Source organism: Rheinheimera sediminis, from assembly GCF_004005375.1.
GTDB lineage: Bacteria > Pseudomonadota > Gammaproteobacteria > Enterobacterales > Alteromonadaceae > Pararheinheimera.
This window is the reverse complement of record NZ_RZUF01000004.1, coordinates 125,263-142,796: the sequence shown is the minus strand read 5'-3', so window position 1 is coordinate 142,796 and position 17,534 is coordinate 125,263. Positions and strand designations below refer to the sequence as shown.

General features: G+C 46.7%; 15 protein-coding genes. 1 reads left to right on the top strand and 14 read right to left on the bottom strand.

Features of this window, described 5'->3' with window-relative positions:
- The first annotated feature begins 200 nt into the window (after positions 1-200).
- Entirely contained in the window at positions 201-1,565 is a 1,365-nt protein-coding gene (locus EMM73_RS03880; protein WP_127685144.1) for a class II fumarate hydratase, read from the top strand.
- Positions 1,566-1,595: 30 nt separating this feature from the next.
- Here the strand turns inward: EMM73_RS03880 and rlmB are convergent, their stop codons facing one another.
- The 14 genes from rlmB to tsaE all read right to left on the bottom strand — a co-directional run bounded on the left by rlmB (position 1,596) and on the right by tsaE (position 17,234).
- Positions 1,596-2,330, bottom strand: a complete 735-nt coding sequence (gene rlmB, locus EMM73_RS03875) for a 23S rRNA (guanosine(2251)-2'-O)-methyltransferase RlmB (RefSeq protein WP_127685143.1) — start codon at positions 2,328-2,330, stop codon at positions 1,596-1,598.
- Between the two features lie 99 nt (positions 2,331-2,429).
- Complete coding sequence (gene rnr / locus EMM73_RS03870) at positions 2,430-4,862, bottom strand: ribonuclease R (RefSeq protein WP_127685142.1); 2,433 nt, start codon at positions 4,860-4,862, stop codon at positions 2,430-2,432.
- Between the two features lie 57 nt (positions 4,863-4,919).
- Positions 4,920-5,537, bottom strand: a complete 618-nt coding sequence (locus EMM73_RS03865; RefSeq protein WP_127685141.1) for a tetratricopeptide repeat protein — start codon at positions 5,535-5,537, stop codon at positions 4,920-4,922.
- 456 nt (positions 5,538-5,993) lie between these two features.
- Positions 5,994-7,292 (bottom strand): adenylosuccinate synthase, encoded by a 1,299-nt coding sequence (locus EMM73_RS03860; RefSeq protein WP_127685140.1) that lies wholly within the window; start codon positions 7,290-7,292, stop codon positions 5,994-5,996.
- A gap of 133 nt (positions 7,293-7,425) precedes the next feature.
- Positions 7,426-7,614: a DUF2065 domain-containing protein gene (locus tag EMM73_RS03855; protein ID WP_127685139.1), complete on the bottom strand. Its 189-nt coding sequence runs from the start codon at positions 7,612-7,614 to the stop codon at positions 7,426-7,428.
- Positions 7,615-8,778 carry an aminotransferase class V-fold PLP-dependent enzyme gene (locus tag EMM73_RS03850; RefSeq protein WP_127685138.1) on the bottom strand — a complete coding sequence of 388 codons (1,164 nt, stop codon included), beginning with the start codon at positions 8,776-8,778 and terminating at the stop codon, positions 7,615-7,617.
- A gap of 105 nt (positions 8,779-8,883) precedes the next feature.
- The gene (hflC, locus tag EMM73_RS03845) at positions 8,884-9,768 is read right to left on the bottom strand and encodes a protease modulator HflC (protein ID WP_127685137.1); all 885 of its coding nucleotides are present in this window, start codon (positions 9,766-9,768) and stop codon (positions 8,884-8,886) included.
- Positions 9,769-9,771: 3 nt separating this feature from the next.
- Positions 9,772-10,932 carry an FtsH protease activity modulator HflK gene (hflK, locus tag EMM73_RS03840; protein ID WP_127685136.1) on the bottom strand — a complete coding sequence of 387 codons (1,161 nt, stop codon included), beginning with the start codon at positions 10,930-10,932 and terminating at the stop codon, positions 9,772-9,774.
- Positions 10,933-11,003: 71 nt separating this feature from the next.
- The gene (hflX, locus tag EMM73_RS03835; RefSeq protein WP_127685135.1) at positions 11,004-12,290 is read right to left on the bottom strand and encodes a ribosome rescue GTPase HflX; all 1,287 of its coding nucleotides are present in this window, start codon (positions 12,288-12,290) and stop codon (positions 11,004-11,006) included.
- Positions 12,291-12,306: 16 nt separating this feature from the next.
- Positions 12,307-12,564, bottom strand: coding sequence for an RNA chaperone Hfq (hfq, locus tag EMM73_RS03830; protein WP_053423891.1), 258 nt, complete (start codon positions 12,562-12,564; stop codon positions 12,307-12,309).
- A gap of 96 nt (positions 12,565-12,660) precedes the next feature.
- Positions 12,661-13,581: a tRNA (adenosine(37)-N6)-dimethylallyltransferase MiaA gene (miaA, locus tag EMM73_RS03825; protein ID WP_127685134.1), complete on the bottom strand. Its 921-nt coding sequence runs from the start codon at positions 13,579-13,581 to the stop codon at positions 12,661-12,663.
- Positions 13,571-15,304, bottom strand: coding sequence for a DNA mismatch repair endonuclease MutL (gene mutL, locus EMM73_RS03820; RefSeq protein ID WP_127685133.1), 1,734 nt, complete (start codon positions 15,302-15,304; stop codon positions 13,571-13,573). The genes miaA and mutL overlap by 11 nt, the downstream gene beginning before the upstream one ends.
- Positions 15,304-16,752, bottom strand: a complete 1,449-nt coding sequence (locus EMM73_RS03815; protein ID WP_127685132.1) for an N-acetylmuramoyl-L-alanine amidase — start codon at positions 16,750-16,752, stop codon at positions 15,304-15,306. Before EMM73_RS03815 ends, mutL begins: the two co-directional genes overlap by 1 nt.
- Positions 16,749-17,234, bottom strand: coding sequence for a tRNA (adenosine(37)-N6)-threonylcarbamoyltransferase complex ATPase subunit type 1 TsaE (tsaE, locus tag EMM73_RS03810; protein WP_127685131.1), 486 nt, complete (start codon positions 17,232-17,234; stop codon positions 16,749-16,751). The genes EMM73_RS03815 and tsaE overlap by 4 nt, the downstream gene beginning before the upstream one ends.
- Positions 17,235-17,534: the final 300 nt, after the last annotated feature.

Here is a 17,534-nt window from a genome sequence, read left to right as displayed (position 1 = left end):
AGCTCGGCCAGACTCGCATAGAGGCAAGGAACGTTCTGGATGGCCGAAGGGGCGGTATTCTAGGGGTTTCTCGCTGCTAAAACAAGCAGCAGCACAGATTTTTATCAGGCTATGGCAGCAATTCCTTGGCGATATTGCTATTTAACGGCAAAGCCCCCATAACATTTCCAACTGAGCAAGAAATAAACAGGAATAAAGTCATGAGCTTTAGAACAGAACGCGACAGTATGGGGGACGTGCAATTACCGGCAGAGGCCTTATATCAGGCACAAACCCAACGCGCTTTGGATAACTTTCAAATCAGCACTTTGACTATGCCTCCGGCTTTTATTAAGGCCGTGCTGCGGGTGAAACAAGCTGCAGCTGCTACCAATCTTGAGCTGAAGTTACTGGAACCAGCGATTGCTTCGGCGATCAATATGGCCGCTGAGCAACAACGGCTCGAACTGGATATGGCGCACTACCCTATAGACCTGTTTCAGACCGGCTCTGGCACCAGCACCAATATGAATGTGAACGAAGTGCTGGCCACCTTAGCCAGCAAAAATTCAGGCCTGGCTATTAGCCCCAACGATCATATTAATCTGGGCCAAAGCAGCAATGATGTGATCCCAACCGCCATTCATTTAAGTGCTGCGGTTGCCAACCATCAGTTGATTGAGACGCTGACCAGGCTGGAAGCTGTAATAGCGACTAAAGCTCAAGAGGTGGGTCATATAGTCAAAACTGGCCGCACTCATTTAATGGATGCGATGCCTGTGACTTTTGCGCAGGTGTTATCCGGCTGGAAGGCCCAAATTGCCCATGCACGGCAGCAACTGGAGTTTGCTCAACAACAAGTATTAGCGTTGGCTCAGGGCGGCACAGCTGTGGGTACAGGTATTAATGCCCATCCGGATTTTGCGGCCTTGTTTTGTCAGAAACTAAGCGACCAGACAGGTCTAAAATTCAAACCCAGCTCCAACTTCTTTTTCAGTTTAGGCTCACAAGACTCTATTGTGGCTTTGTCAGGTGCCACTAAAGTACTGGCAGTGGCGTTAATGAAAATAGCCAATGACTTACGCTGGATGAACTCAGGCCCACTGGCAGGTTTAGGCGAAATAGCCCTGCCGGCTTTGCAACCAGGCTCCTCCATTATGCCGGGCAAAGTGAACCCTGTGATCCCTGAAGCGGTGGCAATGGTGGCGGCCCAAGTGATTGGCAACGATGCCACTATTACAGTGGCAGGCCAATCCGGTCACTTCGAGCTGAATGTGATGTTACCCGTCATAGCCCATAACATCTTACAAAGCCTGGAGCTGTTAAATTCAGCAAGCTCTGCCTTAGGTGACAAAGCCATAGCGGGTTTTACAGTGCAAACAGACAAGATAAACGAGGCTTTGTCGCGCAACCCAATCCTGGTGACTGCACTGAATCCATTGATTGGTTATTTAAAAGCAGCAGATATTGCCAAGCAGGCTTACAAAGAAAAGCGACCAGTCATTGATGTCGCAGTGGAGCAAACCAGTTACAGCAGAGCTGAGTTAGAACAGTTATTAGATCCAGCCCTTTTAAGTCAGGGTTAACAATGGGGGTCAGGCCTGACCCCCATCAGATTACTGGCGCTGACGCACGGCTTCAAATAAGCAGATACCAGTCGCAACAGATACGTTTAAGCTCGAGACAGAACCAAACATAGGGATCTTCATCAGCGAATCACAGAGCTCGCGGGTTAAACGACGTAAACCATCGCCTTCAGCGCCTAAAGCTATTGCCAAAGGGCCATTCAGCTTGGTTTGATAAATCGTAGTGTCAGTTTCACCTGCAGCGCCCACCACCCAAATACCAGCGTCTTTTAACTCGCGAATAGTGCGGGCTAAGTTAGTCACCGTAATAAAAGGCACTACTTCGGCAGCACCACAGGCCACTTTACGCACCACAGGCGTGACCTTGACTGACCTGTCTTTTGCCGCCACTACTGCATGCACGCCTGCTGCATCGGCACTACGTAAAATAGCGCCTAAGTTATGCGGGTCGGTAATGCCATCTAAAATCAGAATAAAAGGACTGGATTGCTCAGCGATAATACGGGCTAAATCCTGCTCATTACCTGATTGCTGAGCCCGGGCTCTTGCCACTACGCCCTGATGCTGCGCACCATTGACCTTTTCATCCAAAGCTCTGCGGTTGCAGTACTGCACTGACACGCCAAAATCACGGGCGAATTTCAGCAAAGGCTGTAAACGCTGATCGTCTTTGTCTTTTAAGATAAAAAGTTCAAGAACATCTTCCGGCGCACGTTCAAATAACGCACTTACCGCATGAATACCAAATACAAAATCTGCGCTCATCGCAACCTCTTTGAAAATGACCGAGCCCGGCAGGACCGGGCTCAGTTAAACTTGACGCTAGTGTAGCAAAAACACCAAGGTCTTGCTGTTGTTACTTAGCTACTTACGCTTACGCGGTGCTTTGCCAGGTCTTGGGCCCGCAGGACTTTTCGCTACAGGACTCTTTGCAGCTGGCTTGCTACCCGCTGGTTTTTTCGCGGCAGGCTTTTTACCCGCTGGTTTCTTGCCCGCTTTAGCCGGAGCAGTTTGTTCAACACCGGCTTTGCGGGCGCCTTTTTTGCGCATCGAGGCTTTTTCTTCCGCTGGTGTCATAGCGGCTTTTTTGCTGGCACTGATTTTACGATTTGAGGTCGTGCGTTTTTCCATGCCGACTATGCCTAAATCAATTTTGCGCGCTTCCAAGTTCACAGCCAGCACTTTAACTTCAATCAGATCGCCCATGCGGTATTGCACATTGCTATGCTCGCCTTTCAGCACCTGACGTTCGGTATCAAAGTGGTAATAGTCGTTCTGAAGCGAAGTGACGTGCACCAAACCTTCGATATACAAGTCGCTGATACGGACAAACAAACCAAAGTTAGTCACAGTCGACACCACACCTTTGAAGCTATCGCCAATGTGATCCTGCATATACTCACATTTCAACCAGTCCGCTACTTCACGCGTTGCATCGTCTGCACGGCGCTCCGTCATCGAACATTGTTCACCCAAAGGATGAATTTGTTTTTCAGTGTAACCTTTAGGCCCAGTGACTTTCTGACCCTGAGTTTGCAGAATGGCTTTAATAGCACGGTGCAATACCAGATCCGGATAACGACGAATAGGCGAGGTAAAGTGCGCATAAGCTTCTAACGCCAGACCAAAGTGACCTAAGTTGTCGCCCTGATACACAGCCTGCTTCATAGAGCGCAGCATAGTGGTTTCAATCAGCTCTTTGTCCGGTCTGTCCTGCAGTTTTTGCAAAGTCAGCATCAGATCCAGAGGTGTTGGTTCCACCGGCAGATTAGCTTCAATACCTAATTCAGCAAGGAAACGTCTGAAGTTAGCAAAACGATCGCCATCCGGGCGCTCATGCACACGGAACAAGGCAAAAGCCTCATGTTTTTCAATCAGCTTAGCAGCCGACACGTTGGCTAAAATCATACATTCTTCAATGATCTTATGCGCTTCGTTACGGTGAATTGGCACTATCTGTTCAATTTTACGATGGCTGTTAAATATAAAACGGGTTTCGACCGTTTCAAATTCAATAGCACCACGTTCAGCCCGTACTTTCGCCATTTGTTTATACAGCGAATACAGGTTGTCGATATTGGTTAAATTAGCTTCATACTGCTGACGTAACTTAGGATCGCCTTCTAAAATGGCGTGAACCTTGTTGTAGGTCAGACGGGCACTGGAGTGCATCACAGCTTCATAAAACTGATACTCATCCAGTTTGCCTTGTTTGCTGATGTGCATTTCAGCAACAAAACAAAGCCGGTCTGTATGCGGATTCAGTGAACATAAACCGTTGGATAACACTTCAGGCAGCATAGGAACCACATGGTCCGGGAAATACACCGAGTTACCACGGTCCAGCGCTTCTTTATCCAGCGGAGTATCAGGCAGTACATAAGCACTTACGTCCGCAATAGCAACCCATAAATGCCAGCCGCCATCGGCTTTACGTTCACAGTACACTGCATCATCAAAGTCACGGGCATCTTCACCATCTATGGTGATTAAACCCAATTGGGTCAAATCAACGCGACCTGCTTTGGCTTCTACTGGTACTTCAGTGCCATAACCTGCCACTTGCTGTTCAACAGCTTTGGAAAATTCGTGGGGGAGCTGGTGGTTACGAATAGCGATTTCAATTTCCATACCAGGCGCCATATGTTCGCCCAGTACTTCGATGACTTTGCCTACTGCATTGACTCTTTTGCTTGGACGTTGGCTGATTTCAACCAACACCACCTGACCATGACGCGCCGCGCCTTCTTCACCTGGTGGTATTACAATATCCTGGCTCAGACGTGGATCGTCTGGTACCACAACACCTAAAGCAAAATCTTTAAAGTAACGGCCTACTATAGGTTCATTACGGGCTTCTAAAATGCGGACTATACGGGCTTCCACTTTATCGCGGCTGGCAAAATCGCTTTTCGATGCCAGCACCACGTCGCCATGCAGCAGACGTTTCATTTCAAAGTTAGGAATAAACCAGTCTGGCCCACCTTGTTCCAGCTTTAAGAAGCCAAAACCATCACGGTGACCTAATACAGTACCTTTGACTAAATCCAGATCGTCGACCAGACCATAGCGTTTGCTTTTGTTAAACAGCAACTGGCCGTCACGTTCCATGGCGCGCAGACGTTTTTTTAGCGCAAACAGCGCTTCATCGTCTGTCAGCTTTAATTCAGCGGCCAACTCTTCAAAGTAGGCAGGTTGTTGCCGCTGCTTTAAGTGTTCGAGGATAAATTCCCGACTAGGGATGGGGTTTTCATATTTTTCTTGCTCACGCGCAAGATGCGGATCTTTGACCGTCATGTTTTCTCTTTTTCACTAATTCAGCCTGCAGTGTAGCAGTCGCAGGTGAATTTTTCACTACAATGGCCTTTTGGCCCTCGTTAGCGCAGCACCCGGCATTTTAGTCGCCAGCTGAGCTAACAGCTGTTGCACCTCTTGGTGCGTTTTGGTGTCGGCGATCACTGAGTGATGCAGCCAACGGTAACAATCTTCCATATCCAGTGGACTGGCGTCGCCTTTAATCAGCATTTGGGCAAAACGCATTTGCGCTTTTAAGTTGCCCAAGCCTGCGGCTTCACGCAGATATAACACAGCTTTGCTGTTGTCTTGCTGAACAAAACGACCAATGTGATGATAACGCCCTACTTGTTCCAATGCTTCAGGTAGACCCTGAGATGCTGCTTGTTGCATTAAATCCCAACCACGTTCAACGTCTTTTTTCACACAAACGCCAAATGCCAGCATATCACCATATAAAAATTGATAGGCTGGCACTTTCATCACATCTGCTCTGGCCTGAATATCGCTCACCAACTGGCAATCATCTTTTTGCACCCGTTGCAAATGGGTATTTTGCTTAATTAAATCTAGTAGCTCATCCTGTGTATAAAGCTGTACTACAGAAACTTGTTGCGCTTTAACAGGCAAACCAAGTAGCACAAGGACTGAACTTAGGACTAAAAAACAAAACTTCATAGTTACCCCAGGTTATAGCCAACGACTGATAGATAAAAAACATACAAAAATCAGGCCATCGCAAAAGACGGTGTTCTGACACCAGCATATCCTGTTTAGTTCGCCACAGCAAAATAGCCTACGACACAAGGACCATAATGAATGCTATCCTCTATGTAATTGCTGTTGCAGCTAGGCGACAATAGTTCGAGTCCCCAGCAGCATAGTTCACTATGTGACTGGGTCGAGCCACTTTCCGTAAAATCAGGCAGTCAACAACGCTGCGGCAGCAAGTACGACATATCTATCCTCTAAGTAATTGCTGTTGCAGCTAGGCGACAATCGTTTGAGTCCCCAGGAGCATAGTAGTCCTATGTGACTGGGGCGAAGACGTGCCGTCAACAACGCTGCGGCAGCAAGTACGACGAGGATCAAAAAACGCTGCACATGGCAGCGTTTTTTTCTACTTACCGCAGATTAAACGGCAAATGGGTGACGCAGCGTGATGGTCTGAATACGATCCGGGCCTGTTGAAATAATATCAATAGGTACACCCGTAATCTCTTCCAGACGAGTAATGTAGTTGCGAGCTTCAACTGGCAATTCTTCCAGCTTTTGTACGCCAAAAGTACTTTGAGTCCAGCCTGGCATTTCTTCAAATACCGGGGTGACGATTTCATAGCCTTCAGCAGCCATTGGTGGCACATCAGTGATAGAACCATCAGCAGCCTGGTAGCCAGTACAAATTTTCACAACACTTAAGCCGTCTAAAACGTCGAGCTTGGTTAAGCAGAATCCAGAGATACTGTTTAACTGCACAGCACGTTTCACAGCAACAGCGTCAAACCAACCACAACGGCGCTTACGGCCAGTGGTTGCGCCAAACTCATGGCCTTTGACGCCTAAATGTTCACCAACTTCACAGCTCAGTTCTGTTGGGAAGGGGCCTGAACCAACACGGGTGGTATAAGCCTTCACAATACCTAACACATAGTCTAAGTAACGTGGGCCAAAACCAGCACCAGTAGCTACGCCACCAGCGGTAGTGTTAGATGAAGTCACATAAGGGTAAGTACCGTGATCAATGTCTAATAAAGTACCCTGGGCACCTTCAAACATGATTTCTTTACCGGCTTTACGGGCTTTATCCAGTAAATCGGTCACATCTACGACCATAGGCTTTAACACATCAGCTATAGCTAAAGCGTTGTCTAAAGTAGTTTGGAAATCAATAGCATCCACTTTGTAGTACTGAGTTAAAGTGAAGTTGTGCAAATCCATCAGAACTTTCAGCTTTTCAGCAAATAATTCAGGATTAAACAAATCACCTACACGCAGACCACGGCGCGCTACTTTGTCTTCATAGGCTGGACCAATACCACGACCTGTAGTACCAATTGGCTTATCGCCACGGGCTACTTCGCGCGCTTTATCCAAAGCCACATGGAAAGGCAGGATTAACGGACAAGCTTCGCTCAACAATAGACGCTCTTTCACCGGAACACCTTTCTGTTCCAGCATGGCCATCTCTTTTAATAAAGCTTCAGGGGATAACACTACACCGTTACCTATCACACATTTCACGTTTGCACGTAAAACACCTGATGGGATCAAATGTAATACCGTTTTTTCACCGTCTATGACTAACGTATGACCGGCATTGTGGCCGCCTTGATAGCGCACCACATAGCTTGCCTTGTCTGTTAACAAGTCAACGATTTTTCCTTTTCCTTCGTCACCCCATTGGGTTCCGAGTACGACAACGTTTTTGGCCATGGTTCCTACATCATGGAGAAAAATTAGGCGGGGATTCTACCAAATTAACAACCAAAGTTCAGCGCGATTAAGAAAAAAAAACCAGATATTTTCTTTCTGGTTCTTTTTCAACAACTAAAGGGGCAAAAAAAGCTTAAGGCGCAAAGAAAATCAGCAGTAAAACTCCGGCTATCACCAAAAAACCACCCAGCTGTTGCATCTGTATTGTAGGTTGATCTGCAATTTTCCGCAGGTATGCACGCCATCGGTTCGGAAAAAACATAGGACCCAAACCTTCAATGATCAGAACCAGCCCTAAAGCAGCCCACCAGTAGTCAGCCATTTAACCAATATCCTTCAGGCAACTTAAGTTGTAATCTGCAGCATTGTGATACAAAGCAAAACCAAAACGTAGTCTGTCCCCCCGATAATCCGTGATGATGCCCTGCTGTTTTAATACAGCAGCAATACGGGCAACGTCCTCAGCGGCAAAACGAAAAGTTAAAAACTGGCCTTGTTGCTGGTTTTGTTTATCCAACAGATGAGTTCGATTTAGCTGTGGATGCTGTATTTCATCTAATATAGAGAGGAAAGAGTGCTGTAGGCTTTGGATATAGGCCTGCACTTTTTCCACTGTCAATTCTTGCTGTTGGTACAACTCAAAGACTGCCAATACACGGTATAAAGCCGAGCAATCCATAGTAGCACCAGCAAAACGATAGCCGTTGTTGGCGTATTGCACTTGCCCTTGTTTGGCCTGCGCCAGTTCACCAAATTCAGCAAACCAACCTGTGTAGATGGGTCTGTGTTCACTGCTTTTTGGCACAGCCATAAAACAGCAACCTTCCCCACCTTGGGCATATTTATAACTGCCAGCCAGATAAAAAACCCGATCTGCTATAGTAGATAAATCAGTCGGCACAGCCATAAAACCATGGTAAGCATCGACCACTATCATAGCATCTGTGACTTTATCCAACGCCTGAACTAATGCAGTTAAGTCTTTAATACCGACGCCAGAGTTAAAAAACACCTGACTGAAAAACACCAAATCTGTGTGCTGAGCAGCCACTGCGGCTTCTAATCGCTCTGGCAAAGTAGCAAAAGGTTCAGTGGGCACCCGAATCACATTAACTGTATTTAATTCAGATAGACGGTTGATTTGACGATGAAAGCTATGAAACTCACTGTCTGTAGTGACCACGGTCAGAGGTTTTGACCAGTCAAAGCAGCTTAATAACCGCATAACAAATTCGTGGGTATTAGGCGCAAACACAATTTGTGCTGCGTCAGGCAGCTTTAAAATACGGGCTATATGTTGTTGTACCGCAGGCACTTTTTCGCCAAACACCAGCTCCCATTTATCATCTACTAATCTCGCGCTATCATCCCAGTACGCCAAGGTAGCGTCACGAGTCACGTCAGGCCAATAATGGTGGGAGTGGCAGGCAAAATGTTGTTTACCCGGGTTGGCTTTTAAAAAGTGCTGATAAAACTGCTGATACATAGGAAGATCCTTACGAAAGACACAGGCAGAGTAACCGAAAGTAGTTTAAATAGAAAAGGCCCAACAGGGCCTTTTCTATTTAAACAAAACAACACTGTTGTCAGTTTAGTTTTGCACTTTATCCGACTTCATGTATTTAAAGAAGTCATTGTCTGGTTGGATTACCATTACGTCGTTTTGGTTTTGGAAGCTGTTTTTGTATGCCTCTAAACTACGAACGAAGCTATAAAACTCACCATTTTTGCTGTACACCTCTGCATAAACTTTAGCTGCAGAAGCATCGCCTTCACCACGCACAGTACGGGAGTTACGCTCAGCGTCAGCCACCATAATAGTCACTCGGGCATCCACATCTGCTTTGATAATCTCAGACTGCTCCATACCACGGCTGCGGTGTTCTTTTGCCACTGCAGTGCGCTCAGCACGCATACGCTGGAAAATAGAGTTACTGATTTCGTCAGGTAAATTGATTTTCTTCACCCGAACGTCAAGCACATCAATACCTAACTCCTTTGCACCGGCATCAGCCTGTTCCATCGCTCGTTGCATCAGTTGAGTACGTTCACCCGACACTATTTCCTGAATGGTACGGCTACCAAACTCAGTCCGTAAACCGTTGTTGATGTATTGCTTTAACAGCACTTCAGCTTGTGACAAATTACCGCCAGTGGATAAGAAATACTTACCAAAGTCGGAGATACGCCACTTCACATAACTGTCAACCAACAAGTCTTTTTTCTCAGCCGTTACAAAACGATCTGACGATGGATCAGACAAGGTCTGGATCCGAGCATCGAGCTTACGAACGTTTTCAATCAGCGGCATTTTAAAATGCAGACCTGGTTCAAACACTCTGACAGCTTCTGCATCATCACGCTGAATTTTACCAAAACGGATCACAATACCGCGTTCGCCTTCCGGGACAACAAAGACAGAAGACACTACAACAATACCCAGGATAGCAATTAAGGCTAATACTAAATTTTTCATCACTTAACCTCTGCCAGTTCTGGTGCTGTCAGCACGGCTTGTTTCAGGACGCAGATCAGGAGTTCTGCTGTCGTTGGTGTTGGTTCTGCTGCTTGGCGCTAATGGATTCATCACAGGAGCTTTAGCATCGCCGCTGTTATTAATCATTTTGTCCAGAGGTAAATACATAATGTTATTACCATTTTTCACATCAACCAATACTTTGGAGCTGTTGCGATAAACCTGTTCCATCGTCTCTAAATACATACGGTCACGGGTCACTTGTGGAGCAGCCAAGTATTCAGGTAACAGTTTTTCAAAACGAGCCACTTCACCCTGAGCTTTTAGCAGTATCTGCTGCTTATACGCTTCGGCTTCCTGCATCATGCGGTTAACCTGACCACGGGCACGAGGTTCGATTTCACGAGCATAAGCTTCAGCTTCACGGATATAACGTTGCTCATCTTCCTGAGCCGCTATGGCATCATCAAAAGCTTCTTTCACTTCTTCAGGTGGACGGGCATCACGGAAGTTGACATCAACCAACTGTAACCCCATAGCGTAAGGTGAAATAATTTGCTCCAGCTCAGTTCTTGTATTCTGGCGGATCACTTCACGACCTTTGGTTAGTACGTCATCCATAATGGAGTGACCCACTACATAACGTAAGGCTGCGTCTGTTGCTTCACGTAAGCTGCTGTCGGCATCGACTACAGAGAACTTGTAAGCACGGGCATCAAACACACGATACTGGATTTCAAAGGTGACACGAACCAGGTTTTGATCCTGAGTCAGCATAAAACCATCAGTACGTAATGAACGCACGCTGGTGATATCAACCGGAGTCACTGTATCGATAAACGTCGGTTTCCAATGAATACCGGGCATCACTTCAGAATGATACTGACCAAATCTTAGGATCAGACCCCGCTCGGATTCTTTAATGGTGTAAAAACCACTAAAAGCCCAAACCAGTAATGCAACGACCAGAATTAATATCAAAGCGGCGGAAGCACCGCTGTTGTTGCTACTATTGCTGGTGTTTTTATTGCCACCAAAGATACCACCGAACTTTTTGCTTAAGTTACGGAAGACTTCATCTAAATCGGGCGGGCCCTGATCACGACCGCCTTGTTTCCAAGGGTCGTTGTCTTTGCCGTTCTTGCCCGGCTCGTTCCAAGCCATGCTTCACTCCATCTCTAATTGTGATATTGAAACTAATGTATCAAAAAAAGCTCTGTACTGACGATAAAAAACTAAAGACTGACGATATAGTTTTGTAACAGTCCGTCACTTTGTTTCAGTAACCGAGCCCACTCTGCTTTTGATAAAGCTATTCTTACTTGCGTTTCACCCAGCTCGGTAAAAGATTCGGTCTGAACCGCTGATAATTCATGTAAACGCGCCCGCCAGGCCGCTGCATCAGCAGGCAATTTTAATTCCAGTTGCATATAGTCATCCGCCAAACGCTCGCGGATCACCTGCAGCAATAATTCGATACCCACACCTTGCTTCGCAGAAATATATACAGCTATGGGTTCGGCCTGTTCATTGTATTCTATACGGGCCTGCTGCTCAGTCTGGTCAATTTTATTAAACACCAATAACTGTGGCACCTGATCAGCGTCAATTTCACGCAACACCAGTTGCACTTGCTTAATATTGTCAGCCATACGCTGGTCGGCTACATCAATCACGTGCAACTGCAAGTCGGCATCGCGGCTTTCCTGCAAGGTAGATTTAAAGGCTGCGACTAAGTCATGAGGCAAATGCCGGATAAAACCTACTGTATCTGCAAAAATAATAGAACCAAACTCAGGCAATTTTACTTGCCTTAAGGTGGGATCCAAGGTTGCAAACAACTGATCGGCTGCATACACATCGGCACTGGTCAGACGATTAAACAAGGTAGATTTGCCAGCGTTGGTGTAGCCCACTAAGGACACCACAGGAATTTCGGCACGTTGCCGGGCTTTGCGGCCTTGCTCACGTTGCTTACTGACTTTTTCCAACTTTAATAAAAGTGCCGTAATCTTATCACGTAGCAAACGCCTGTCAGTTTCTAGCCGGGTTTCACCCGGCCCTCTCATGCCTATGCCACCCTTTTGCCGCTCAGCATTGTCCCAACCACGCACTAAACGCGACGATAAATGCTTCAACTGTGCCAACTCTACCTGCAGCTTACCTTCATAGCTGCGGGCTCTTTGGGCAAAAATATCCAGTATCAGGGTAGTACGATCAATAACCCGGCACTGACAAAGTAGTTCCAGGTTACGGGTTTGAGCTGGGGTTAAAGAATGATTGAAAATAATCAGATCGACTTGGAGCTCAGCGACAGCTTGCGCTAGTTCTGCCGCTTTGCCACTACCAAGAAAAAATTTGGCGTCAATCGTACTACGGTTGGCAGTCATCACAGCACGTGATTGCACTCCAGCCGACGAAACAAGCATTTCCAGTTCCTGCAAATCTTCACTGGCACTGTCTTGTGAAAGATAGATATGCACAAGGATTGCTTGCTCGGGCACCACATCGCTGTCAAACAAGCTTTAGTATTCCTGGTTATTCCATCTCGTCCATCTCGCCTGTACCAGTACCATGGCTAGCCATAGTATTGACAGCTCGAGCTGGGACTACAGTAGAAATGGCATGTTTATACACCATTTGGCTGACTGTGTTTTTCAGAAGGATCACAAATTGATCAAAAGACTCGATTTGTCCCTGCAGTTTAATACCATTAACCAAATAAATGGACACTGGTATGCGCTCGCGTCTTAATGTATTTAAAAACGGGTCTTGTAACGATTGGCCCTTTGCCATTTTCGCTTTCCTTATTTCTAATTATGTTTCTCTATGTATGGATTATTATATTGTTTTCAAGTCGTTAAATAACAACTTTTTTTCAATTATCTTCAACTAGCTTAGCGAAGTTAAAACGGCTTGCAAGTTTTCGCTCGGTTTGTCTTCAGTTTTTAACCAATTTAACCCGGGCCAGCTACGTAACCAGGTCAGCTGCCGTTTCGCCAACTGACGGGTAGCAGCTATACCCTGTTCGAACATTTCCTGTTCAGACAATTGCCCTTGCAGGTGCAACCACATCTGGCGATAGCCTACGCAACGCATCGACGGTAAATCTAAATGCAGATCAGGTCGTTGCATTAAAATTTTCACTTCATCGGCAAAGCCAGAATCTAACATTTGCCGGAATCTGACAGCAATACGATGGTGAAGTTCAGATCGATCTGTTGGATTGATAGCAAATTGTTGCACAGCATAGGGAAAAGGCTCGCCTTTTTGCTCTGTCAGCTCAGTTAAACTTTTGCCTGTCAGCCGGTACACCTCCACTGCTCTGTTCACTCGTTGTGGATCATTCGGGTGAATACGAGCCGCCGATACTGGATCAAACACTGCCAGTTGCTGATGCAAATATCCCCAGCCATGCTCTGCAGCTTCAGCTTCTATCTGCTGTCGGATTTGCGGATCGGCTTCCGGCAGCGGCGATATGCCTTGAAGCAAAGTACGGAAATACAACATGGTGCCACCGACCAGAATAGCAGTTTTGCCCCTGCTGTGAATATCAGCAATAAGTCGTAATGCATCAGTGCGAAAATCTGCAGCCGAATACGCGGAAGCAGGGTCAAGAATATCAATTAAGTGATGGGGTGCATCCAGCAATTCTGCAGCTGTAGGCTTAGCAGTGCCTATATCCATGCCTTTATAGATTAAGGCGCTGTCGACACTAATCAGCTCAGACGGAATGCTGTTGAACAGATCAATAGCCAGTGCAGTTTTACCGCTGGCAGTAGGTCCCATTAAGAAAATAACTTTAGGATCCATCTGAGTCCCGTAATACCTGAATAGAAGCTGTTAAATCCAGCGGCACGGCGTGCCAATGTGGCCCCTGTTGGCTTAACAGTGGGAAATTTTTGATTAAAACTTCAGCAGGCAACAGAGCGGAACTCAGTAGCTGCTGCAGTAACAAGCTTAGCAGTTGATGGTCCTGCTGTTGCAACCAGCCTTGCAACCACAAAGGTAACCACTGCGCTACCGCACTTTGACGCAACCAGGCAGGCACAGCTCTGACAATCAGTGTCTGGTTATTGATTAAAAAATCAAAACCCAGCTGGCTTAATAAATCCGCTTTGCTTAGCAAAAACTGCTGTTCTGTCTGTTGCAACGTTAACCGCACCGGCATTAACAAAGGCAAAGGAGCTGCACCTTGTTCAAGCCATAATCTGGCAACGCTGGCAGCTATATCGATGACCCATAGTTGATCTGAAACAGAGCACAGCAGATAACGATTCTGGCTTATCAGAGCTTCCTGTTGTACCACAGGATCTGATTGTTCCATTCGCTGAGTTTTTTCAGCAAAAACTGGCCAGCTTGGTGCTACAGGTTGCGCCACAGCTGGTCTGTAGGGTTGACCTGCATAAGCTGAAGGTCGGGCCGCATAAGAAGGTGTTGGAGCTGATGGCTGCACTTGTCTCTGCGCAGGCAATTCCGGCATAACAAAGGCCGCAGATTTCAACGGAGCTGTCAGCTGCACACTGCATTGTTGTGGTTCTAACTGCAGCAAAGCATTGGTTAAAGCCGATGCAACAAAGTCGTGTACTAAACGGGCCTGATGAAAACGTACTTCATGTTTGGCAGGATGCACATTGACATCCACCTGACGTGGATTGATGTCCAGATAGAGCACAAAAGCCGGTTGCTGCTCAGCGCTTAGCATTGAGCCATAGGCCTGACGTATCGCATGATTGAGCAATTTATCCTTCATCATACGGCCGTTTACATAGCTGTACTGACATTGCAATTGCTCTTTACAGGCTGAAGGTTGCAATACCCAGCCCCAAAGCTTTAAGTCATCGTATGCCACTTCAACAAAAGCGGCCTGCTCAAGAAAGTTCTTACCACACAAAGCGGCAACTCGTTTTTGCTGAGCTTCACGACTGTCGGCTTTTTTCAACTGCCGCACTGTCTGGCCGTTATGAATTAAAGTCCAGCTGACGTCAAAACGGCTCAAGGCTAAGCGCTTAACTAATTCATCAATATGGGCGAACTCGGTTTTATCGCTGCGTAAAAACTTACGCCGCGCCGGAGTATTAAAAAATAGATCCAGTACTTCAATACTGCTGCCATCCGGATGAGCTGCTGGTTTAATTTGCACCTGCATATCACGGCCTTCGGCATAGGCTTGCCAGGCTTTATCCTGAGTTGCGGGCTTGGAAGTTAAAGTCAGGCGGGAGACAGAACTAATAGAGGCTAGAGCTTCGCCCCTGAATCCAAGGCTGACAATTTGCTCCAAATCATCCAAACAACTAATTTTACTGGTGGCATGCCGGCTCAAAGCCAAGCCTAATTCTGCTTCAGCTATACCTGAACCATTGTCACGAATAAGGATTTTTTTACTGCCACCCCGCTCTATTTCAATCAGAATCTGATCGGCACCAGCATCCAGGCTGTTTTCGACCAGTTCTTTGACAACAGAAGCCGGCCGCTCTACCACTTCGCCTGCAGCGATTTGGTTTGCCAGTTGAGGAGGTAAAATCTGGATAGGCATCAGGGGATCCTTAGCACCTGACCAATCAGAATATTGTCACTTTTCAGATTATTGTGCCGACGCAGTTCGGCCATGCTGACGCCATACTGTTTTGCCACTCTGGACAAAGACTCACCACGTTTTACTTTATGAGTGCGGTGACCATTGCTAGCCACAGTCGCTGATCTATTCTGTGAAGTGGGCATCACAGTAGGCACAGAACGACCATTATTTTTATGTGCGGCAAATAATGAATCTGCAGGTGGTGATTTCTCAAAATAACCTTTAATAGCCCTGAAAATCGCCAGCGCCAGCTTATGCTGATGATTTGGGTCTTTCAGTAAACGCTCTTCATTGTAGTTAGAGATAAAACCGGTTTCTACCAGAATAGATGGAATATCAGGCGCTTTTAAAACTGCAAGACTGGCCGCCTGGGGCTCTTTTTTATGCAAATGCGCCACGGTCGACATTTCACGTAGTACTTCTTTGGCCACTTCAAAACCTGTGACCATAGAATGATTCATCGATAAATCTAATACGGTTTGGGCCAGATAACGCTCGTTGGCAGAGTCTTTGATAATTTCAGCGACACCTCCTAACAACTCAGAATGTTGTTCGGTTTGCTCCAGCATCCGCCCCACTTCAGTAGTAGCCCGACGCATTGACAACACCCACACCGAAGCACCATGAGCTTTGCGGTTTTGCACTGCATCTGCATGAATGGAGATGAGTAAATCGGCTTGTTTTTGCCTTGCTATCTCAGGTCTTTTGTTCGGATGAATGTAATAATCACCGGTACGGGTTAATACAGCTTTTAAACCTGGCTGTTGATTGATCATGGCGGCTAACTGCCGCGATACAGACTGAGTAATGATTTTTTCGTGTGTACCTTTTGGCCCCACAGCACCAGGGTCCTGACCACCATGACCGGCATCAATAGCAATAATAATATCGCGGCCAGTGGCTCTGCTATTTGTTGCTCCTGGTGACGCTGACGGAACAGATTGAGACACAGCAGGTGCAGGGGTGGATGGTGTGACTGAAGTCACTGGCGCGCCCTGATGGCCTGACGAGGCAGCACCCTGAGCTTTTAAATCAACCACTAAACGGTGGCCATATGGAGGTGAAGGTGGCAAAGAGAAAATGCTATCGCTGACAGGGAAAGACAGTTCAATCACTATGGCTGTGGCAGCACTTGGAGCGCGGCTGGCATACACACGTTTAACTAAGGGAGAGTCACCAGTGACAGCGCCGATATTTAAGCTGTTTACGCCGGCCAGTTCGATTTCCAACCGGCTTGGATTACTTAAGCGTTTTACTTTATGTGAAGGTGCATTCGCTAAATCCAGCACCAGTCGGGTGTTATCAGGTGCATGCCAAATCCGTACGCCTTTGACACTGTTCACCGCCCAGCTGTGGCTGCAGAGCAGCAAGAGCATCAGGCTAAACACCCGCACTATCAGACTCATTGAGCCTGATTCCATTGAAGATCGATAGCGTCCATCCATACCACAGCTTGTGACTGATTGGCTGTCACTCGAAGTTGACGTTGATTTTGCTCAATCTGTAATTGCAGTTCTAAATCTGCTTCAGCCAGCAAGCCATAGCCACGTTCTGGCCATTCAATCAAACACAAGTTGCCTTTGGAGAAATAATCCCGAATGCCCATAAACTCCAGCTCTTCCGGATCGCGCAAGCGGTATAAATCAAAATGAAACACCTGCTGGTCGCAAATACTGTAAGGCTCAACCAAAGTGTAAGTTGGGCTTTTTACATTGCCCTGATGCCCCATAGCCTGCAACAGACCACGGCTGAAGGTGGTTTTTCCCGCACCTAAATCACCTTGCAAATAGAGCACAGCACCTTGCCGTAAATAAGGTGAAAACAAGGCGGCCAATGCCAAAGTAGCGGCTTCATCCGCTAAATGAAAAATGTAGCTTTTAGCTGTCATCTGTACCTAAGCTGAGTCATCTCAGTCATAACTATTTTATAAGCGCACGTGCTGTTCAAGTACAGCAGATGAATTGGCCGCTATGCTAACAAAAACAGCGCAAAGCAGCCAGTTTCTTTCTCTCTCCTTTCTACTTGAAGCTGTTGCGTTGTTGGCTACATACCCTCGCTTCAGTAGCTTGAAGCACATGGCGGCTGACATGACCTGCAAGTTCTCGCTGCAACTGTAATGACTTTGGGGCGGCTTAAAGGTCAAAGCAAAAATCAGATCGGCTTTTATGCTAAAATGCGTGGCGAAAAT